We start from the raw sequence: 18,252 nt of genomic DNA, 5'->3' as shown, positions 1-18,252 counted from the left end.
ATTTTCCAGTCAATCCAAGGCTGTTTCTCGAAATTGCATTGGGCAAATGCAGATTGCCCGTTGCGCGCGCGCGTGGAATTGCGTTCAACTTCTTCTACCATAAACAACCGGGTCCGGGCCGTTGACGGCCCCAATACCGAAGCCGCAAATGGCCAGTTCGACCCGGTAACAACTTGGAGGAGTTGACATATGAAATACCTAGTGTCCGCCGCTGCCCTTGCAGCGTTCGCGTTTTCCGCACCGGCGGCCTTTGCCGCCTGCGATGACGGCGAGGAAGTCGTCAAGTTCAGCCACGTCACCAATACCGACCGCCATCCCAAGGGCATCGCCGCCAGCCTGCTGCAGCAGCGCGTGAACGAAGAGATGAACGGCACCATGTGTCTTGAGGTCTATCCGAACTCGACGCTCTACAACGATGACCAGGTGCTGGAAGCCATGTTGCAGGGCGACGTGCAGCTGGCCGCGCCGTCCCTGTCGAAATTCGAGACCTTTACCAAGCAGTTCCGCATCTTCGACCTGCCATTCATGTTTGTGAACATCGACGCGGTCGATGCCTTTCAGAATTCCGAAACCGGCCAGGCGATGAAGGATTCGATGACCCGCCGCGGTCTGCAGGGGCTGGAATTCTGGCACAACGGGATGAAGCAGTTCTCGGCCAACAAGCCGCTGATCGAACCCTCTGACGCCGCCGGGCTGAAGTTCCGCGTGCAGCCGTCGGACGTGCTGGTGGCGCAGATGGAAGCGCTGGATGCCTCGCCGCAGCCGATGGCGTTCTCGGAAGTCTACGGCGCGCTGCAACAAGGCGTGGTCGACGGGCAGGAGAACACGTGGTCGAACATCTACGGCCAGAAGTTCTTCGAAGTGCAGGACGGCACGACCGAAACCAACCACGGCGTGCTCGACTACCTTGTCGTGACCTCGGTCGACTGGCTGGACAGTCTTGACCCGGCCACGCGCGACCAGTTCCTGACGATCCTGACCGAAGTCACCGAAGAGCGGAACGCCGCGGTGGGCGAGGTCGACATGGAGGCCCGTCAGGCGATCCTCGATGCCGGTGCCGAGATCCGCGAACTGACGCCCGAGCAGCGCGAAGCCTGGGTGACGGCGATGAAGCCGGTCTGGGAGCAGTTCGAAGGTGACGTGGGCGCCGAGAACATCGAAGCCGCCCAGCAGATCAACGGATCGATGTAAGCGATCCTGATCCTTGGGGCGCCGGGCGGTTCACGCAGCCCGGCGCCCCATTTGCATCCGCGTCCGCCAGGGAGGCCGGCATGAGCGCTGAACCAGAACAGTCCCGCAATGTACTGGGACGTGTGATCAACGAATTCGAGGAATCCGCCATCGCCCTGCTTCTGGGGCTGATGACGCTGGTCACCTTCGCGAATGTCGTCTTGCGATATGTCTTCAACGCATCCCTCATCTGGGGCCTTGAAGTCACCCTGATCCTGTTCGCGTGGCTGGTGGTCTTCGGTGTAAGCTATTGCGTGAAGGTCACGGCACATCTGGGCGTCGACGCGGTGACGAACCTGTTCAAGCCAAAGGGCCGCAAGGTGCTGGCGCTGGTCTCGGCCGCGTGCTGCATCGTCTATGCGGCGCTGCTTCTGAAAGGCTCGTGGGATTACTGGGCGCCCTTTGCCGCGCTTCAACCCACCGAAGGCCGCTGGTTCCCGACGGGGTTCATGACCGGCGTGCGTGACCGGGCGTTCTATACCACCGATCAGGTGCCGATGCTGGACATGTTCCGCTGGCTGGAGCCGCTGATCAATTATGACGAGACCTATGACAAGCTGCCCCGCGTGATCCCCTATGCGATCCTGCCCGTGGGTGCGGCGCTGCTGCTGTTCCGGTTCATCCAGGCCACCGTGGGCATCGTCCGCGGGACGCGCGACAGCCTGATCGTCAGCCACGAAGCCGAAGACGCGGTCGACGAACTCGCGGCCCGGCACGCCCGGAAGGAATAGGCGCATGGATGTGGTTCTTCTTTTCGTCTCGGTGATCGGGCTGATGCTGATCGGCGTGCCCATTGCAGTGTCGCTAGGGCTGACGTCGACCGTCTTCCTGCTGATGTTTTCCAGCACCTCGCTGGGCTCCATCGCGCAGAGCTTCTACCAGGCGATGGCCGGGCACTACACGCTTCTGGCCATACCGTTCTTCATTCTGGCGTCGTCCTTCATGTCGACGGGGGGCGTGGCGAAACGGATCATCCGGTTTTCCATCGCCTGCGTCGGGCACCTTCGGGGCGGTCTGGCGATTGCGGGCGTTTTCGCCTGCATGCTGTTCGCAGCGCTCTCCGGCTCGTCGCCCGCGACGGTGGTGGCCATCGGCTCCATCGTCATCGCGGCGATGCGGGAGGCCGGCTACACGCGCGATTTTGCCGCCGGCGTCATCGCCAACGCGGGCACGCTGGGCATCCTGATCCCGCCGTCCATCGTGATGGTCGTCTATGCCTCGGCCACCGACGTGTCGGTGGGGCGGATGTTCCTGGCGGGCGTCTTCCCGGGCCTTTTGGCCGGGCTGATGCTGATGGTGACGATCTACATCATGGCCGGCATCCGCGGCATGCCGAAAGGCGACTGGCTGGGCTGGGGCGAGATCGGGCGCAGTTTCTCGGACGCGTTCTGGGGGCTGATGCTGATCGCGATCATCATGATCGGGATCTACGGCATCCCGGGCGTGACAGGCGCCATCTTCACGCCGACGGAAGCGGCGGCCGTGGCCTCTGTCTACGCCTTCATCATCGCGCTCTTCGTCTATCGCGACATGGGGCCGTTGAGCGAAGGGGAGGGGCGCGAACGGTCGTCGCTTCTGCGCAAGCCATGGGCGCTGCTGACGGCCTTTGTCCACAAGGACACGCGCCAGACGCTGTTCGACGCAGGCAAGCTGACGATCACGCTGATGTTCATCATCGCCAACGCGCTGATCCTGAAACACGTACTGACCGACGAACAGATCCCGCAGCAGATCGCGAGCGCCATGCTGGCGGCGGGGCTTGGGCCGGTGATGTTCCTGATCGTGGTGAACGTGATCCTGCTGATCGGCGGTCAGTTCATGGAGCCGTCGGGCCTGCTGGTGATCGTGGCACCGCTGGTTTTCCCCATCGCGATCGAGCTGGGGATCGACCCGATCCATCTGGGCATCATCATGGTGGTGAACATGGAAATCGGGATGATCACGCCGCCGGTCGGTCTGAACCTCTTCGTCACGTCCGGCGTGGCGGGGATGCCGATGATGTCCGTCGTGCGGGCGGCCCTGCCGTTCCTGGCGGTGCTCTTCGTCTTCCTGATCATCGTGACGTACTACCCGCCGCTTTCGACCTTCCTGCCGACATCGATCATGGGTCCCGAGATCATCACGAACTGACGCCGCAGGCCGCCGTCGCCCAATCGGGACGGCGGCCTGTGAAGGCCTGTCAGACGAGGCCCGTTTCCTGCAGAAGCCCCTTGCGCTTGGCCTCGTAGTAGTAGCCGCGCGCGTACCACGACACCGCTTCCGACGGATCGCCATCGGCGACAAGATAGGCGCCGCGCAGGTATTTCACCGCGTAGGTCAGGTTGGTTTCGGCATCCAGCAGATCCGTGGGCGATCCGCGGAAGCCCATCGCGCGGGCCGTCTGGGGCAGGATCTGCATTAGCCCGTAATACGGACCGTTCCGCGCCCGTGGATTGTGCGTGCTCTCGCGGATCACGACGCGATGCACCAGCGGGCGGGGCACGCCGTAATGATCGGCGTACTGGTTGATCAACGCCCTGAGTTCGGGCGTTTCGTTCGGATAGAGCGGGGGGTCAGCGAAGCTGAGCTTGGCTTCCTTCTGGCCTGCGCTACAGCCCGCAAGGGCCAATGGCGCGAGAGCCAGGGTGGAGAGCAAATGGCGGCGGGAATATGAGGCCATCGGGATCCCTTCGGACCTGTTATTAGTGGCGCATATCCTGCGCAAAGCCGGCGATTTAGGCAAGATACCGGGTTTGGCCCTTGGCGCACTCCCGCCTATGGCAGGACGACGCAGGGGCGGTCTTGCCCGGCCCGACGCGGGCAGGCAGGTTGACCCGGAAAAGACCGGAGGAGACCCGATGCCCCATCTCGATACCACGCGCGAAAAGTTCCGCGCCTTCCGCGCGTTCCAGCGCGACGGCCCGATCAACATGCTGAACCTCGTCCGCCTACGCGATCAGGCCATTTATCCCGATGACATCGGTCATGGGCCCGTCACGGGGGCCGAGGCCTATGCCGCCTATGGCCGCGAAAGCGCACCGATCATGGAGAAGGTGGGCGGCCGCGTCGTCTGGCGCGCGGCGATGGAACTGATGCTGATCGGCCCCGACGACGACGAACAATGGGATCACATGTTCATCGTCGAATACCCGTCCGTCGATGCCTTCGTCGCGATGGTGAAGGACCCCGATTACCAGAATGCCGTGATCCATCGTATCGCCGCCGTGGCGGATTCCCGGCTGGTGCGGACAAGGCCCCTGTCCGCGGGCGCCAATTTCGCCGATGCGGGCGACTGAGCGCACATGAAAAAGGCCGCGCCCCCGGGCAGGGACGCGGCCTGATGTTGATCGCGAAGACGCAGCTTAAGACGTGGTTGACTCGTCGTCGTCTTCGGTTGCACCGACGGCTTCCGCCACCGGTTCCAGATCTTCGTCTTCCGACGCGGCGCTGCCGATGTCGTCGAACAGCTCGGCGATCTCGTACTCGGCTGCGGCTTCTTCTTCCGCGGCGAGTTCCTGGATCGACTTGCCCGAAGCCTGCAGTTCGGCTTCTTCCGGCGACCGTGCAACGTTCAGCTCGACCTCGGCCGTGACTTCGGGGTGCAGGACCACACTCACGACATGGAGACCAAGCTCCTTGATCGGGCGGGTCAGCACGACCTGCTTGCGGTCGATGGTGAAGCCTTCGGCGGTGGCCGCGTCAGACGCGTCACGGGGCGAAACCGACCCGTAGAGCGCGCCGGAATCGGAGGCCGACCGGATGATGATGAACTGCTGACCGTCGAGACGGCTGGCAAAGGCTTCCGCCTCTTTCTTGGTCTCGAGGTTGTGCGCTTCCAGCTGGGCCTTCTGCGATTCGAAAGCTTCGATATTCGCTTTCGACGCGGTCAGCGCCTTTTTCTGGGGCAGCAGGAAGTTGCGTGCATAGCCGGACTTGACGTCGACGACGTCGCCCATCTGGCCCAGCTTGGCAACGCGTTCAAGAAGGATGACTTGCATGATGCGCTCTCCTTACTTCACGGCGTAGGGAAGCAGGGCAAGAAAGCGCGCGCGTTTGATTGCACGGGCCAGCTCACGCTGTTTCTTTGCCGAAACGGCGGTGATGCGCGACGGGACGATCTTGCCGCGCTCGGAAACGTAGCGCTGCAGCAGACGGGTGTCCTTGTAGTCGATCGCGGGTGCGTTGTCGCCCGAGAAGGGGCAGACCTTGCGGCGGCGGAAAAACGGACGGGATGCCATGTTCTAATTCTCCTCTCAGCGCCGGTCTTCGCGTTCGCGGCGTTCACCACCACGATCGCCACGATCACCACGGTCTCCGCGGTCACCACCACGATCACCGCGATCACCACCACGATCACCACGGTCGCGGCGGTCGCCACGATCACCGCGTTCGTCGCGCTTCTGCATCTGGACCGAAGGGCCTTCCTTGTGCTCGTCGACCTTGATGGTCAGCACGCGCATCACGTCGTCATGGAGACGCATCAGGCGTTCCATTTCCTGCACGGCCGGGGCCGGTGCATCGGTGCGCAGGTAGGCATAGTGGCCCTTGCGGTTCTTGTTGATCTTGTAGGCCATCGTCTTGACGCCCCAGTATTCCTGGTCGACCAGCGTTCCGCCGTTGTCGGCCAGGATGGCGCCGAAATGTTCGATGAGGCCTTCGGCCTGCGTGCTGGACAAGTCCTGGCGCGCGATCATGACATGCTCGTAGAGCGGCATGTGAGCTCCTGTTCTTCTGTCGAGGCGCATTTCAAAGACGGGGCCATATCCTTTCGCTGGCCCGTCACGAGAGACTGCGCGGAAAACGTTCGTTGCGAAAGGATGGCCCCGTATACACATCCCCCGTCAGGGAGCAAGGGGATTGTCGGCCCCTGCGGGCGACCTGTTCATATGCACACAAACCCTGTTGGCGGGTGCCGAATGGCAATTTCGCACCTGCAGCGACAGGTGTGTGGCATGGAAAATTCACGGCTCTCAAGGAGATATGCCATGACCTCTCGTCTTATTGCTGCGGCGCTGCTGGCGACCACGGCCCTGACCGCCCCCGTTTACGCCGACACGGTGACCTACAAGCTGGACCCCAGCCACAGCCAGATCATGTTCAACTATGAACACCTTGGCTACTCGACGACCTATGGCCTGTTCGGCGGCATCGAGGGCGACATCGCCTTCGACTCGGAAGATCCTGCCGCAAGCTCGGTCGAGGTGTCCTTCCCGGCGGCCTCCATGCTGACTGGCTGGGAACCCCGCGAGACGCATTTCATGACGGGCGATTTCTTCGGCGCGGAAGAGAATGCCACGGTGACCTTCACGTCGACCGATATCGAGGTGACGGGCGAGGACACCGCTAACATCACGGGCGACCTGACGATCAACGGGATCACCAAGCCGGTCGTGCTGGACGCGGTGATGACCCAGAAGGGTGAGCACCCGATGGAAGGCAAGGAATGGGCCGGCTTCAAGGCCACGACGGTACTCACCCGCTCCGATTTCGACATGGGCATGTTCGCGCCCTATGTCAGCGACGAGGTGAACGTGAACATCTCGATCGAGGCGATGAAGGCCGACGGCTGATCTGCCATCCGGTCGTAAACGAAAACGCCGGTCCCCTGCGGGGCCGGCGTTTTTCGTTGCGCGGGTGGTTTCCGGATGGGGGCACCTGCGGTGGTTACCAAAATGGCGCACCTGTGGTGCGACACGATGTTTGCGCCGCGGTCCCCGCGGCGCGTCGGGGCGGGAGGGGTCCCTGCCGCCCTTACTGGCTGGGCGGGGTATCGGCCCCCGGCAGGATCTGGTCGCGCGTTGCCGGGGTTGCCGTCAGATCGACCGAGACGCGGACGTCGAGGGCCAGGGTATCGCCTTCGGGCATCTGGGCGCCGATCCCGTAGTCGAGCCGGTTGAGCTCGAGATCGCCCGTCATGCGGAGCCCGTCCGCCGTGCCGTCTGCTTGGGTCAGCGTGAAGGGCAGGCGGATATCGGCGCTTTGGCCTTTCAACGTCAGCGGGCCGGTGGCGACATAACCGGTGTCGGTGTGTTCGATCTGCCCCTCGAAGATCGCCCGGGCGTAGGTTCCGGCATCGAAGAAATCCGGCCCCATGGCCTGTTCGGTGACCGAACCCAGCGTCAGCGACGGGATCGCCACGGTGACCGTGACATCGCCGGCCTGCGTGCCGGGGGCGGCGTCCGGGTCGAAGCGGATGTCGGCCTGCCAGTTGGCGAAGCGGCCCGTGACGGAGTTGCCGAACTGGGTGATGGCGATGTCGAGCGTGCCGTCGGTCACCGTCCACGCGTTTTCGACCGACGTGTTGGTGGTCTGCTCCGCGGCGGTGGTCTGCGGCGCATCGTGCTGCGGCACCCCGGTGACCACGCCATAGCCCAGCACGGCCGCCCACAATGCGGCTGCAGCCAGCGCCGGGCGACGGGTATGGGCGGCGGTCGGCGGCACGGGCAGGTCGGCGCGGGCGAACCACATCCGGCGCAGCGTGGCGTCGCGGTCGATCACGTGGTGCTTCAGCGCCCCGGCAATGTGGAGCGCGAGGGCGGCAAGCAATGTCCACTGAAAGGCCACGTGCAGCCCGGCAAAAAGATGGGCCACATCCTGCGATTTCGGCACGAAGGGCAGGGACTGCCCGAAGGGCCACCAGATCGGCGCGAAACCCGTCGTTGCGGCATGGGTGATCCAGCCGGTCAGCGGCGTCAGCACAAGCGCGCCGTAAAGGACGAAGTGGATGGTTTCGGCCAAAAAGGCCTCGGCCTTGTGGTCGGCGTTCAGCAGGCCCGGCCGGACCTGAGTCAGCGCCCAGAGGATCCGGACCAGCGCCACGGCAAAGAGAGTCAGACCCAGCGTCTTGTGGAGCGAGAAGAGCGTGCCGGTCAGGGCGATCCGCGCCTCGGGCACCGATCCGCCCTGTTGCAGGCTGTCGGCAAGGTTCGACGCGATCAGGCCAAGCGGCAGGACGGTCAGGATCAGAAGCGCGGTCAGCCAGTGCAGGGTCTTGGTGACGGTGCCGTAGCTGCGGGCGGTGTTGGTCTGGGACATGTCGGACCTCGGTAGGGCGAAGGGAGGGCGAGCCTTTGATTTCCCCTTAGGTAACTTTTCTGCGGCGCAGCACAACGCGCGCCTCTGCACAGGTTCCGTGCGTGGGGCCCGTGCCTGCGGGTTGTGTGCCGGTGCGGGCCGGTCTACATCGGCGGGAAACCGGCACATGAAGGGGAGTTGGCCATGTCGCGCGCATTCGTTTTTCCGGGCCAGGGGGCCCAGGCCATCGGCATGGGCAAGGCACTGGCCGAAGCCTATCCGGCGGCCAGGGCCGTCTTCGACGAGGTCGACGAAGCTCTGGGCGAACGCCTGAGCGCGCTGATCTGGGACGGCGATATCGAGACGCTGACGCTGACGCAAAACGCCCAGCCCGCGCTGATGGCGACATCGCTGGCCGCGATGAAGGCGCTGCACGCCGAAGGCGTGGGCCTGGACAAGGTGTCGTTCGTGGCGGGGCATTCGCTGGGCGAATATTCGGCACTGGCCGCGGCACAGTCGATCACCATCGCCGACACGGCGCGGCTGCTGCGCGCCCGCGGGCTGGCCATGCAGGCCGCGGTCCCGGTGGGCGAAGGCGCTATGGCGGCCCTTCTGGGGCTGGACCTGAAGACGGTGCGCGAAGTTGCGACAGAAGCCGCGCAGGGCGATGTCTGCGCCGCGGCCAACGACAACGATCCCGCGCAGGTCGTGGTCTCGGGCCACAAGGCGGCCGTCGAACGCGCGGTCGAGATCGCGAAGACCAAGGGCGCCAAGCGGGCCGTCATCCTGCCGGTGAGCGCCCCGTTCCATTGCGCGCTGATGGAACCCGCCGCCCGCGCGATGGCCGACGCGCTGGACGATGTCGATATTCAGAAGCCCGTCGTGCCGCTGGTGGCCAACGTGCTGGCCGAACCGGTGAGCGACCCGTCCAGGATCCGGTCGCTGCTGGTGGAACAGGTGACCCACGCCGTGCGCTGGCGCGAGAGCGTCGCGCACATGGCGGGCGACGGCGTGACCGAGATCTGGGAGATCGGCGCGGGCAAGGCGCTTTCGGGCATGATCCGGCGGATCGAACGGTCGATCGCGACGCGTGCCGTGGGCACGCCGGACGAGGTGAAGGCCGCAGCCGAAAGCCTTGCGGGCTGACCGACATTCATGATGGCTTGCGACCTGTCGCGGGCCATGACGGGGCGGACCGGCTGTGACCGGCCCCCGCAAAACGAGACACGATTGGGAGATGAACATGTTCGATCTGACGGGCAAGACAGCGCTGATCACGGGCGCGTCCGGGGGAATAGGCGGCGCCATCGCAACGGCGCTGCACGGGGCCGGGGCCACGGTGGGCCTGTCGGGTACGCGGGTCGAACCGCTGGAGGCGCTGGCCGCCGAACTGGGCGAGCGGGCCTTCGTGTTGCCCTGCAACCTGTCGGATCCGGAGGCCGTGGCGGCGCTGCCCAAGGCGGCCGCCGAGGCGATGGGCTCGGTCGATGTGCTGGTCAACAATGCCGGGATCACGCGCGACAACCTGTTCATGCGGATGTCGGACGACGAATGGCAGTCGGTGCTGGACGTCAACCTGACGGCGACGATGAAGCTCTGCAAGGGCGTGCTGCGCGGGATGATGAAGGCGCGCTGGGGGCGGATCGTGAATATCTCGTCCGTCGTGGGCGCGACCGGCAATCCGGGACAGGGCAATTATGCCGCCGCCAAGGCGGGCATGGTGGGCATGTCGAAATCGCTGGCCTACGAGGTCGCCAGCCGCGGAATCACGGTGAACGCGGTGGCGCCGGGCTTCATCACCACGGCGATGACCGAGAAGCTGACCGATGACCAGAAGTCCGCGATTCTGACCCAGGTGCCCACCGGCCGCATGGGCACGCCCGAGGAAATCGCCTCGGCCGTGCTCTATCTTGCGAGCCCCGAGGCCGCCTATATCACCGGCACCACGCTGCACGTGAACGGCGGCATGGCGATGCTGTGACGCGCCGCGGGAGACAGGCAATTTCAATGCTTTGCGGCATGTCGGACCTGCGTGCGGGTTTCTGCCTTGCGGCAGGAAAAACACGCACATTCCGGCCGGTTCGAAAGCGTTTGCCATCCCCTGCGACTGTGCTATAGGCGGCGCACAGAAATTTCGGGTTGCCTTGCGTTGCCCGTTGCACTGGTGTTGTTTCATGCACATGTTCTACGCGCAGTGTGGCCCAACTGGGCAAAGGAACCGCCCGTCTTGGGGCAAGGGCCACGTCTTCTCCGGGCAACCGGGGGAACGGGCGTAATCGGGCAAGAGCCCGGAACGGAAATGAGGGAATGATATGAGCGACGTCGCAGAGCGCGTGAAAAAGATCGTTGTCGAGCATCTGGGTGTTGAAGAGGACAAGGTGACGGAAAGCGCCTCGTTCATCGACGATCTGGGCGCCGACAGCCTCGACACGGTCGAACTTGTGATGGCTTTCGAAGAAGAGTTCGGCATCGAGATCCCGGACGACGCAGCCGAAACCATCCAGACCTTCGGCGACGCGGTGAAGTTCATCTCTGAAGCGTCGTAAGCGTCCCCCGGCCCGCCGGGACAGACAGAACCGATGTGAAGCGCTGCCGGCTCCGGCGGCGCTTTTTTCGTTCCGGGGCAGCGCCCGGTTTCTGGACGTTGCAGGCGCGGCCCTGTCGGTCTGCATCCGGCGGGAGTATTTGGAGAAGAGAAGAAGCAGGGGACGCGCCCTGCTTCTTTGGTCTTCAAATACCTCAGGGGTGTGGGGACGGCGTCCCTACCCGGACCGCAACGCGATGGCAGGCCTTCAGTTTGAAGGCCGCAGGACCGGACTTTCGCCGGGCATGGTCTGGTGTACCGTCCAGCGGCGGGGGGGCAGGGCGCGGGCGCGGCGGCGTTCCAGTGTCCATGTGCAGGAGAGCGCATCGGTATGGGCGGGTGCCATGTGCCAGCGGGTTTCGATTCCTTGCGCGCCGCCCTCTCCGGGACACAGCAGCAGCCCCAGCGGACCCGGCAGATCGGCGGGCGCGCCGCGCATCGCCCGGGGGGTCGAACGGGGCGCGCCCTTGCGCAGGGCGCTCAATGCCTCGCCCCCCGCCGCCGCGGCCAGATGCAGGCGGCGGACCGGGGTCAGGGGGGGCGGTTCGGGCAGGTCGGCCACGACCAGTGGCGCGGCGCCGGTGCGCAGGGCTTCTTCCGCGCACCAGAGCAGATCGTCCTTCCGCCCCGGAGCGATGAACACGAACCGTGCGGGTTCGGCGAAATCGGCGATGCCCGGTGCGTGCAGCCGATCCGCCGACCAGGTCGGCCGGATCCAGATCACCGGCCCTGTCAGCCGCCCTGCCAGCCAGACCGCAAAGCTGCGCCGCGCGGGGCCGCAGGCCTCGTGCATGCGGGTTGCGGCCAGGAACGGGGCATCGTCCGTGGCATCGGGCGCCAGACACAGCCCCGGCCGCGTGTCCGCCGGCCGGCCCGTGCCGTGGGAAAGGAGATGAGTCGCCATGGTATTAGGATGCCACGTTCCCGGTATGTTCTCAACATCCTCGGGGGCCTGCATGAGCTTGCCCCGTGGGGCGCCGAAGCGGGCGGCCACGCGCCCGGGAGCGCGTGGCATGTGTCAAGGCCGGTGTCAGGCAGCCGTCCGGTTATCGTCTGCCGCTTCGTCCGAATCGCCGGCGTTCTGGAAGCGGGCGATCTGGCTGACCAGCCGGCCGGCTTCGGCGTCGAGCGCGTTGGTTGCCGCGGTCGTTTCCTCGAACATCGCGGTGTTTTCCTGCGTCACCTGGTCGAGCCGGGAGATCGAGACGTCGATCTCCTGCAGGCCGGTCGACTGTTCTTCCGCTGACAGCGCGATGCTGCTGACATGGTCGGTGATGGTAGAGACCGAGCGCACGATCTCTGCCAGTGCATCGCCCGCGCGATGGACCAGTTCCACGCCCTGGTTCACATGCTTGCCCGATTCCGAGATCAGCGCGCTGATTTCGCGTGCGGATTCCGAGGACCGCTGCGCCAGCGCCCGCACCTCGGAGGCCACCACGGCAAAGCCCGATCCGGCCTCGCCGGCGCGTGCGGCCTCGACCCCGGCATTCAGCGCAAGCAGGTTGGTCTGGAAGGCGATGTCTTCGATCTCGTCGATGATCCGGGAAATCTGCTGCGAGGAATTTTCGATCTCGCCCATCGCCGTGACGGTTTCGTCGACGATCTTCTCGGTGGTTTCGGCCTGTTCGCGGGCGGTCTTGCCCAGGCTGTCCGCGCGCGACGCGCCTTGTGCCGACGCGGCAACCGACTGCGTGATCTCGCTGAGCGACGCCGCGGTTTTTTCCAGCGTGGCGGCTGCGCTTTCGGTGCGGCGGGACAGGTCGGTCGATGAGCTGCTGATCCCGCTCACGGCGCTGCGGATATCGCTGGCGGACAGGCTGATGGCGCGGATCAGGCCGGCGAGGATCTGGACGGTTTCGTTGAAATCCGAACGCAGCTGTTCGTACTTCCCGGTGAACTCTTCGTCGATCTCGCAATCCAGGCGGCCTTTGGACAGTTTTTTCAGACCTCCGGCCAGCAGCGTCACGACGTGCTGCTGTTCGGCCTCGCGCCTTGTATTCTGTGCTTCCAGTTCACGCTTTTCCACAAGGCCCACCCGCAGTGCATCCGTCTGTTTGGCAATGTCGCCGATTTCGTCGATGCGGTCGCAGGTGCCGATCGGGTCGTCCACGGCGCCCTTGCGGATCTGGCGGATCGATTCCGCCAGTGACCTGAGCGGGCGCGTAATGCTGCGGGCAAGAAGGAAACCACAGCCGACCAGGACGGCGAGCGCGACAATGAGCACCATGACGGCAGCGGTGGTATTCGCCCGGATGATGCTTGCCAGGTCGTCTATGTAGACACCGGTTCCGATGAACCAGTCCCATTCCTGCATGTGATCGGCGAAGCTGAGCTTGGGCAGGGGATCTTCGCCGCCATCCCGCGGCCATGAGTAACTCAGAAATCCACCGCCGGCCCCGGCCAGCGCCGACAGCTCCTGGATGACCTTGATGCCATCGACGTCTTCCAGATCCCAGTATGACAGGGGACTGCCGTCTTCAGCGGTGGCAAGCTGGGCGATGCCATCCATCGAATAGACGAAAATGTAATCATTGTTGCCGTAGCGGATGGAGCGGATCGCCTCGCGTGCGCGGTTCTGAGCTTCCTCCACGCTCATTTCGCCGGCCTCCGCCCTGGCGGCGAAGCCCCGGGCGATGGTCATGGCGGCTTCGGTTTGATTTCGGATCATGTCCTGGCGGGCATCATAGATAGATGTCCGCATTTCATGGACTTCGAACCCGATCACCCCTGACAGAACGACCCCGGCGAGGAGGTTGAGAAGCAGGAGTTTGCGCGAAATCGAAAGCGAGAACATATGCTGAGGCCCCACATGCTCCGCCGTTGGCACCGGTGCTGCGGAGGCGGAGACCCGCAGCAGGCCCCGAATGCCACACAAGACTTTCCAAGTGACTAATGCGCGGGGGCCATCGCGTCAGGAAAACGGTCGCCGGCAAGAAAATCTGTCCCGGCCGCGTTTTGCCCTGTCAGGTCAGAAGGATGGTTCCGCCTTGCGCAAGAGACCGACCAGAAATCAAGGGGTTGGAAGCGGACCGTGGCGCCCGCGACCGGGAACTTGGCTATTTCGACCGCATCGGCAGGTTCAGCCCCGTGATCTGTGCGCGCAGACCGCGGATGTAGCGCGGCACATCCCGCGCGCCGTAGGATGCTTCGCGCACCAGCCGGTCGAAATGGGCGGTGAAGATCTCGACCCGTTCGCGGTCGCGGAAGGCCAGGTAGTGGCTGCCGATATAGATCACGGCAAGCAGCGGTCCGAACAGCGTGATGGGCGAGGAATAGAGCTTGCGCGCATCGAAGAGACTGAGCCTGAGGCGCGGGTAGAGCTGTGTCGCCAGAAGCTCCAGCCGGTCGAGCTGTTCCAGCCGTATCTCCTCGCTGAGGCCGAAATAATAGCCTTCGGCGCGGGCGAAGGTGTCGATCTCGTAGATCGGCAGCGCGATCTCGTAGTCGGAATTGGCCTGCCGCATCCAGTCGAGCCGGTCTTGCGAGGCGCCGATCGCCTGATTGGCGGTACGGCCCAGATGGGGGGCGTATTCCCATTCGATCAGGGCGCGTGTCTTCAGCATGTCGGGCAGGGCCGCAGGCACATGGCGGATCTTGTAGCCCTCGGCCTCGCGGTGCCAGGCGAAGATGCGTTCATCGACCAGTGCGCGGGGGGCTTCGGTGAGGCTCATCGAGGCGGCCAGAAGCTGGGCGGCACTTTCGGGCCGGTCGGACAGGGACAGGAGCCAGTCGGAGGATACGCCAAGCGCCGTGGCGCAGGCGGCCACGACCTGCGCGTTGGGCATTCGCGCGGTCTCCGGCGCCAGCAGCTGCGAAATGGTCGACCTGTCGACCCCGGCGGCCCGGGCCAGCGCGCTCTGGCTCAGGCCCGTTTCGCGTAATGCGCGGGCCATTCGGTCACGGAACTGCTCTGCGCGGAGACGTTTGTCGATATTTTCCATCAATTGATGATATAAGTCATCAAACGCCGGAAATGTGCACCATTTACGGAATGGTCACGGTTTTGTGACTGTGTTCTGTCCATGGGCATAGATCCAGAATTTCAGAAGAACGGAGCATTCATGGCGTCGCCAGACGTTTCAGGACCTGTTGTGTTGTCCGGGGAAGATCCCCGTTCGTCCAATCTTGTACAGCCAGCCCTGGCCCAGGCCGCGGCTCCTCCCATGGGCATCGACCTTCACGCCGCGCCGTTCGAGTTTCGCGGACTATTCAGCGGCATTCGGGTGGAATGGGCGACCCTTGGCCTGATGGTCGCATGCTATGGCGTGTGGGCCGTGGCGCTTTGGGTTCTGTGGCCGGTGGCGCCTGCTCTCGCCGTTCTGACCGCGGCCCTCGCGACCGGCTTCCATTCCTCTCTGTCGCACGAGGCGCTGCACGGCCATCCGTTCCGCACGGCGTGGATCAACGAACTTCTGGTCAGCCCGTGCCTGTCGCTGACGGTCCCGTACCGGCGGTTCAAGGAGACGCATCTGGCTCATCACAGCGACCCGTCGCTGACCGATCCCTACGACGACCCGGAAAGCAACTACCTCGACCCCGCGGTGTGGGCGGCGCTGCCGCGCTGGAAGAAGGCGATCCTGCGCCTGAACAACACGCTTCTGGGGCGCGTGGTGCTGGGGCCGTGGATCGGGCAGGTGTCGTTCATGCGCGACGAATGGCGCCTGATCCGGCAGGGGAACCGCGCGGTGCAGATCGCCTGGGCGCTGCACATCCCGGGCGTGATCGTGGTGCTGGCCCTGGTGGCCGTGTCTCCGATGCCGTTCTGGGCCTACGGGCTGGCGGTGTGCGGGGGGCTGGGGCTGATCAAGATCCGCACCTTCCTGGAACACCGCGCGCACGAGAAAAACCGCGCGCGGACGGCAATTGTCGAAGATGGCGGGCCGCTTGCGTGGCTGTTCCTCTACAACAATCTCCACGTGGTCCATCACATGCACCCGAAGGTGCCGTGGTATCGGCTGCCCGAGCTCTACCGCCGGGGCCGCGCGCGCTACCAGGCCGCGAACGAAGGCTATGTCTACCGCTCCTACGGTCAGGTGATCCTGCGTCACCTGTTCCGCGCGAAGGATCCGGTGCCGCATCCGCTCTGGCGGAAGGAGTAATTAGGGCGCAAGAGAGGCGCCATGTCTCTCTGGATCCCCGTTTCCATCGCCGCGGCCCTGTTTCAGACCCTGCGCTTCATGCTGCAGAAATGGCTGAGCACGGCGCGGCTGTCCGCCGAAGGGGCCACCTTCGCGCGTTTCGCCTATTCGGCGCCGTTCCTGCTGGTGCTGCTGACGGGCTGGTTCGTGCTGACGGGCCACGCGGTGCCGCATCTGAACCTTAGCTTCTGGGCCTTTGCCCTGTCGGGCGGGGCGGCGCAGATCCTCGCCACGGTCTTCGTGGTGCTTTTGTTCAAGAGCCGCAATTTCGCCGTCGGCATGACCTTCAAGAATTCCGAGGTGATGCAGGCCGCGATGGTGGGGTTCGTCCTGCTGGGCGACCGCATCAGCTGGGGCGGGTTCGTGGCGATCCTGCTGAGTGTCGGAGCGATCTTCCTGCTGTCGCGCCCGCCTGAAGGGACAGGCAGCCTGTGGCAGAACCTGACCAACCGCGCCTCCGGGCTGGGCCTGGGGGCCGGGTTCCTCTTCGCGGTCTCGGCCGTGGGCTATCGCGGTGCCGCAATGCAGATCGACGACCCCAGCGCGGTGCTGCGCGCGGCCATGACGCTGACGGCGGTGACGACATCCCAGATGATCGGCATGGCGCTGTGGATCTTCTGGCGCGACCGGACACAACTCCGCGCAGTGTGGGAGGCGCGCAGCTCGGCCGTCTGGATCGGGCTGACCAGCGTGGCAGGCTCGTTCTGCTGGTTCCTGGCCTTCACCTTGCAGACGGCGGCCTACGTGAAGGCGGTGGGGCAGGTGGAGCTGGTCTTCAGCCTGATTGCATCGGTGCTGTTCTTCCGCGAAAAGATCAGCGCGCGTGAAATGGCCGGGATAGCGCTCCTGGGCCTGTCGATCCTGATCCTGATCCTGTCGATCCAGTAGATCCATACAGTGGGAATGCGGCGACGTTGGTCTGCCTCCGGCGGAGGTATTTGTGGACCAAAGAAGTCATGGGACGGCACCTTTACGTCTTTGGTCTCTAAATACCTCAGGGGTGTGGGGACCGCGTCTCCACGCACATACGCGGCGTTCGTGCTGGCCAGCCCGGTTCAGACCGTCGGGCGGTCGGCGGCAGCGGGGCGAGGGCCCTCTTCCATCGCCTGTTCCCTGCCGTAGATACGCAGGAACAGGTTCGCCTCCTCGTTGTTCTTGAAGAACGGGACCGAGGCGGGCGGGGCCTTGTCGGTGACGCGGGCCTCGACCTCGGCCAGGACGACTTCGGTGATGAAGGGCAGATCGAAGCTGCGTGCCTTGCTCAGCGGGATCCACTGGAGGTGCGAAAGCTCGTCCTCGGCATGGGTGAAATCGTCGAGATCGGTCTGCACGTCATCGGCATCCACAAGGAAGAACCGCGCATCGAAGCGGCGCGGGCGGCCCGGGGGGGTGATGGCGCGAAAGACGAACTGCAGGGCGCTGGCGGTAGGCACGTGGCCGGTTGCGGCGTAGCGGGACCAGTCGTCGGGCACGGCGCCGGTCCAGTCGGCCTTTTCGCCCAGGATCAGGCCGGTTTCCTCCCACAGCTCGCGCACCGCGGCGGCGGCAAGCGCGTGGGCAAGGTCTGGTGTCGCGTCCTCGCTGACCCGTGACAGGCAGGGGTCGGGCAGGGGGGCTGCCAGCGTGATGTCGGCGTCGGCGGCATCCACTGCGCCGCCCGGGAAGACGAACTTGTTCGGCATGAACGCCGCCTTGGAACCGCGCTGGCCCATCAGGATGGCCGGCGTCGTGTCGCGGTCGCGCACCACGATCACGGTGGCCGCGTTCCGTACCGCGCTCTTGTCTATTGCATCGGCCATCATGTCGCCTCCCCATCCGTACGGGCGTCATCGCTTTTTCCGAACCCGTGCAGGCGCCGGGCCCATTGGAGGGCGATGATCAACCCCTTCAGTCGGGGCAAAAGGTAAAGCGACAGGGCAACAGCGCCAACAGCAAAGATGGTGAAAAAGACCAGCGGTTCCGGTCGGTACGCAACGAAAACCGAGTAGAGGAGCGGCGCCAGCAGGTGGCCCACGATCAGGATCGTCAGGTAAGCGGGCCCGTCATCGGCGCGCTGCGGGGTGAAATCCTCGCGGCAGACAGGGCATTGCGCGTGCACCGCAAGATAGCCCTTGAAGAGAGCGCCCTTTCCGCAGTTGGGGCACTTCCGCCGCCAGCCGCGCCACAGCGCGGGCTTCACGGGACGGTCGTTGAGGGCGGGGGTTTTTGGTGGGCGCTTGGTCATGGCTTGTCCGACTATCAGAGGTGCGATCCTGACGTGTTCGGGCGGAAACTGAAATCGGTCCGATTGACCTTGCGGCGGGATGT

20 protein-coding genes are annotated in these 18,252 nt (G+C 64.7%); 10 read left to right on the top strand and 10 right to left on the bottom strand.

Annotated elements, in window-relative coordinates:
- The first annotated feature begins 189 nt into the window (after positions 1-189).
- The 3 genes from D4754_RS06605 to D4754_RS06595 all read left to right on the top strand — a co-directional run bounded on the left by D4754_RS06605 (position 190) and on the right by D4754_RS06595 (position 3,360).
- Positions 190-1,191: a DctP family TRAP transporter solute-binding subunit gene (locus D4754_RS06605; protein WP_121062105.1), complete on the top strand. Its 1,002-nt coding sequence runs from the start codon at positions 190-192 to the stop codon at positions 1,189-1,191.
- Between the two features lie 80 nt (positions 1,192-1,271).
- Complete coding sequence (locus D4754_RS06600) at positions 1,272-1,961, top strand: TRAP transporter small permease (protein ID WP_121062104.1); 690 nt, start codon at positions 1,272-1,274, stop codon at positions 1,959-1,961.
- A 4-nt stretch (positions 1,962-1,965) separates the two neighbouring features.
- Positions 1,966-3,360, top strand: coding sequence for a TRAP transporter large permease (locus D4754_RS06595; protein WP_121062103.1), 1,395 nt, complete (start codon positions 1,966-1,968; stop codon positions 3,358-3,360).
- 49 nt (positions 3,361-3,409) lie between these two features.
- Here the strand turns inward: D4754_RS06595 and D4754_RS06590 are convergent, their stop codons facing one another.
- A complete protein-coding gene (locus D4754_RS06590; protein ID WP_121062102.1) occupies positions 3,410-3,889 on the bottom strand; it encodes a transglycosylase SLT domain-containing protein in 480 nt (159 codons plus the stop codon).
- A 178-nt stretch (positions 3,890-4,067) separates the two neighbouring features.
- On the opposite strand from D4754_RS06590, the gene D4754_RS06585 reads away from it, so the two are divergent.
- On the top strand, positions 4,068-4,505 hold the full coding sequence (locus tag D4754_RS06585; protein ID WP_121062101.1) for a DUF1330 domain-containing protein: 438 nt from the start codon (positions 4,068-4,070) through the stop codon (positions 4,503-4,505).
- 66 nt (positions 4,506-4,571) lie between these two features.
- On the opposite strand, the gene rplI is transcribed toward D4754_RS06585, so the two are convergent.
- The 3 genes from rplI to rpsF are packed head-to-tail and all read right to left on the bottom strand — an operon-like array spanning position 4,572 to position 5,924.
- On the bottom strand, positions 4,572-5,207 hold the full coding sequence (rplI, locus tag D4754_RS06580; protein WP_121062100.1) for a 50S ribosomal protein L9: 636 nt from the start codon (positions 5,205-5,207) through the stop codon (positions 4,572-4,574).
- Between the two features lie 12 nt (positions 5,208-5,219).
- Complete coding sequence (rpsR, locus tag D4754_RS06575; protein ID WP_121062099.1) at positions 5,220-5,447, bottom strand: 30S ribosomal protein S18; 228 nt, start codon at positions 5,445-5,447, stop codon at positions 5,220-5,222.
- Positions 5,448-5,462: 15 nt separating this feature from the next.
- On the bottom strand, positions 5,463-5,924 hold the full coding sequence (gene rpsF, locus D4754_RS06570) for a 30S ribosomal protein S6 (protein ID WP_121062098.1): 462 nt from the start codon (positions 5,922-5,924) through the stop codon (positions 5,463-5,465).
- A 270-nt stretch (positions 5,925-6,194) separates the two neighbouring features.
- Here rpsF and D4754_RS06565 point away from each other — a divergent pair, with 270 nt between their 5' ends.
- Complete coding sequence (locus tag D4754_RS06565) at positions 6,195-6,779, top strand: YceI family protein (RefSeq protein WP_121062097.1); 585 nt, start codon at positions 6,195-6,197, stop codon at positions 6,777-6,779.
- 181 nt (positions 6,780-6,960) lie between these two features.
- Here the strand turns inward: D4754_RS06565 and D4754_RS06560 are convergent, their stop codons facing one another.
- Positions 6,961-8,244: a cytochrome b/b6 domain-containing protein gene (locus D4754_RS06560; RefSeq protein WP_121062096.1), complete on the bottom strand. Its 1,284-nt coding sequence runs from the start codon at positions 8,242-8,244 to the stop codon at positions 6,961-6,963.
- A gap of 183 nt (positions 8,245-8,427) precedes the next feature.
- Between D4754_RS06560 and fabD the strand changes: the two genes are divergently transcribed.
- The 3 genes from fabD to D4754_RS06545 all read left to right on the top strand — a co-directional run bounded on the left by fabD (position 8,428) and on the right by D4754_RS06545 (position 10,769).
- Entirely contained in the window at positions 8,428-9,369 is a 942-nt protein-coding gene (gene fabD, locus D4754_RS06555; RefSeq protein ID WP_121062095.1) for an ACP S-malonyltransferase, read from the top strand.
- 97 nt (positions 9,370-9,466) lie between these two features.
- Positions 9,467-10,204, top strand: coding sequence for a 3-oxoacyl-ACP reductase FabG (fabG, locus tag D4754_RS06550; RefSeq protein ID WP_121062273.1), 738 nt, complete (start codon positions 9,467-9,469; stop codon positions 10,202-10,204).
- Between the two features lie 331 nt (positions 10,205-10,535).
- Positions 10,536-10,769, top strand: coding sequence for an acyl carrier protein (locus tag D4754_RS06545; RefSeq protein ID WP_121062094.1), 234 nt, complete (start codon positions 10,536-10,538; stop codon positions 10,767-10,769).
- 246 nt (positions 10,770-11,015) lie between these two features.
- Here D4754_RS06545 and D4754_RS06540 read toward each other — a convergent pair whose 3' ends face one another.
- From D4754_RS06540 to D4754_RS06530, 3 genes are all read right to left on the bottom strand, one after another.
- Positions 11,016-11,711, bottom strand: coding sequence for a hypothetical protein (locus tag D4754_RS06540; RefSeq protein ID WP_121062093.1), 696 nt, complete (start codon positions 11,709-11,711; stop codon positions 11,016-11,018).
- Positions 11,712-11,837: 126 nt separating this feature from the next.
- Positions 11,838-13,508 (bottom strand): methyl-accepting chemotaxis protein, encoded by a 1,671-nt coding sequence (locus tag D4754_RS06535; RefSeq protein WP_276208621.1) that lies wholly within the window; start codon positions 13,506-13,508, stop codon positions 11,838-11,840.
- 355 nt (positions 13,509-13,863) lie between these two features.
- A complete protein-coding gene (locus tag D4754_RS06530) occupies positions 13,864-14,751 on the bottom strand; it encodes a helix-turn-helix domain-containing protein (protein ID WP_121062091.1) in 888 nt (295 codons plus the stop codon).
- Between the two features lie 219 nt (positions 14,752-14,970).
- On the opposite strand from D4754_RS06530, the gene D4754_RS06525 reads away from it, so the two are divergent.
- Together D4754_RS06525 and D4754_RS06520 are read left to right on the top strand one after the other, a co-directional pair.
- Positions 14,971-15,906 (top strand): fatty acid desaturase, encoded by a 936-nt coding sequence (locus D4754_RS06525; RefSeq protein WP_121062090.1) that lies wholly within the window; start codon positions 14,971-14,973, stop codon positions 15,904-15,906.
- Between the two features lie 21 nt (positions 15,907-15,927).
- Positions 15,928-16,833: a DMT family transporter gene (locus tag D4754_RS06520; RefSeq protein ID WP_121062089.1), complete on the top strand. Its 906-nt coding sequence runs from the start codon at positions 15,928-15,930 to the stop codon at positions 16,831-16,833.
- Positions 16,834-17,000: 167 nt separating this feature from the next.
- Here D4754_RS06520 and D4754_RS06515 read toward each other — a convergent pair whose 3' ends face one another.
- Together D4754_RS06515 and D4754_RS06510 are read right to left on the bottom strand one after the other, a co-directional pair.
- Entirely contained in the window at positions 17,001-17,744 is a 744-nt protein-coding gene (locus D4754_RS06515) for an NUDIX hydrolase (protein ID WP_121062271.1), read from the bottom strand.
- Entirely contained in the window at positions 17,744-18,169 is a 426-nt protein-coding gene (locus tag D4754_RS06510) for a DUF983 domain-containing protein (protein WP_121062088.1), read from the bottom strand. Before D4754_RS06510 ends, D4754_RS06515 begins: the two co-directional genes overlap by 1 nt.
- Positions 18,170-18,252 lie beyond the last annotated feature (83 nt).

Source organism: Chachezhania antarctica, assembly GCF_003646465.1.
Lineage (GTDB): Bacteria > Pseudomonadota > Alphaproteobacteria > Rhodobacterales > Rhodobacteraceae > Chachezhania > Chachezhania antarctica.
The sequence above is the reverse complement of the archived record's forward strand: the minus strand, read 5'-3'. Positions and strand labels throughout refer to the sequence as shown.

Coding starts and splice junctions, on each gene's coding strand:
- D4754_RS06605 (WP_121062105.1), top strand. CDS start 190: ATGAAATACCTAGTGTCCGCCGCTGCCCTTGCAGCGTTCGCGTTTTCC.
- D4754_RS06600 (WP_121062104.1), top strand. CDS start 1,272: ATGAGCGCTGAACCAGAACAGTCCCGCAATGTACTGGGACGTGTGATC.
- D4754_RS06595 (WP_121062103.1), top strand. CDS start 1,966: ATGGATGTGGTTCTTCTTTTCGTCTCGGTGATCGGGCTGATGCTGATC.
- D4754_RS06590 (WP_121062102.1), bottom strand. CDS start 3,889: ATGGCCTCATATTCCCGCCGCCATTTGCTCTCCACCCTGGCTCTCGCG.
- D4754_RS06585 (WP_121062101.1), top strand. CDS start 4,068: ATGCCCCATCTCGATACCACGCGCGAAAAGTTCCGCGCCTTCCGCGCG.
- rplI (WP_121062100.1), bottom strand. CDS start 5,207: ATGCAAGTCATCCTTCTTGAACGCGTTGCCAAGCTGGGCCAGATGGGC.
- rpsR (WP_121062099.1), bottom strand. CDS start 5,447: ATGGCATCCCGTCCGTTTTTCCGCCGCCGCAAGGTCTGCCCCTTCTCG.
- rpsF (WP_121062098.1), bottom strand. CDS start 5,924: ATGCCGCTCTACGAGCATGTCATGATCGCGCGCCAGGACTTGTCCAGC.
- D4754_RS06565 (WP_121062097.1), top strand. CDS start 6,195: ATGACCTCTCGTCTTATTGCTGCGGCGCTGCTGGCGACCACGGCCCTG.
- D4754_RS06560 (WP_121062096.1), bottom strand. CDS start 8,244: ATGTCCCAGACCAACACCGCCCGCAGCTACGGCACCGTCACCAAGACC.
- fabD (WP_121062095.1), top strand. CDS start 8,428: ATGTCGCGCGCATTCGTTTTTCCGGGCCAGGGGGCCCAGGCCATCGGC.
- fabG (WP_121062273.1), top strand. CDS start 9,467: ATGTTCGATCTGACGGGCAAGACAGCGCTGATCACGGGCGCGTCCGGG.
- D4754_RS06545 (WP_121062094.1), top strand. CDS start 10,536: ATGAGCGACGTCGCAGAGCGCGTGAAAAAGATCGTTGTCGAGCATCTG.
- D4754_RS06540 (WP_121062093.1), bottom strand. CDS start 11,711: ATGGCGACTCATCTCCTTTCCCACGGCACGGGCCGGCCGGCGGACACG.
- D4754_RS06535 (WP_276208621.1), bottom strand. CDS start 13,508: ATGCGGACATCTATCTATGATGCCCGCCAGGACATGATCCGAAATCAA.
- D4754_RS06525 (WP_121062090.1), top strand. CDS start 14,971: ATGGGCATCGACCTTCACGCCGCGCCGTTCGAGTTTCGCGGACTATTC.
- D4754_RS06520 (WP_121062089.1), top strand. CDS start 15,928: ATGTCTCTCTGGATCCCCGTTTCCATCGCCGCGGCCCTGTTTCAGACC.
- D4754_RS06515 (WP_121062271.1), bottom strand. CDS start 17,744: ATGGCCGATGCAATAGACAAGAGCGCGGTACGGAACGCGGCCACCGTG.
- D4754_RS06510 (WP_121062088.1), bottom strand. CDS start 18,169: ATGACCAAGCGCCCACCAAAAACCCCCGCCCTCAACGACCGTCCCGTG.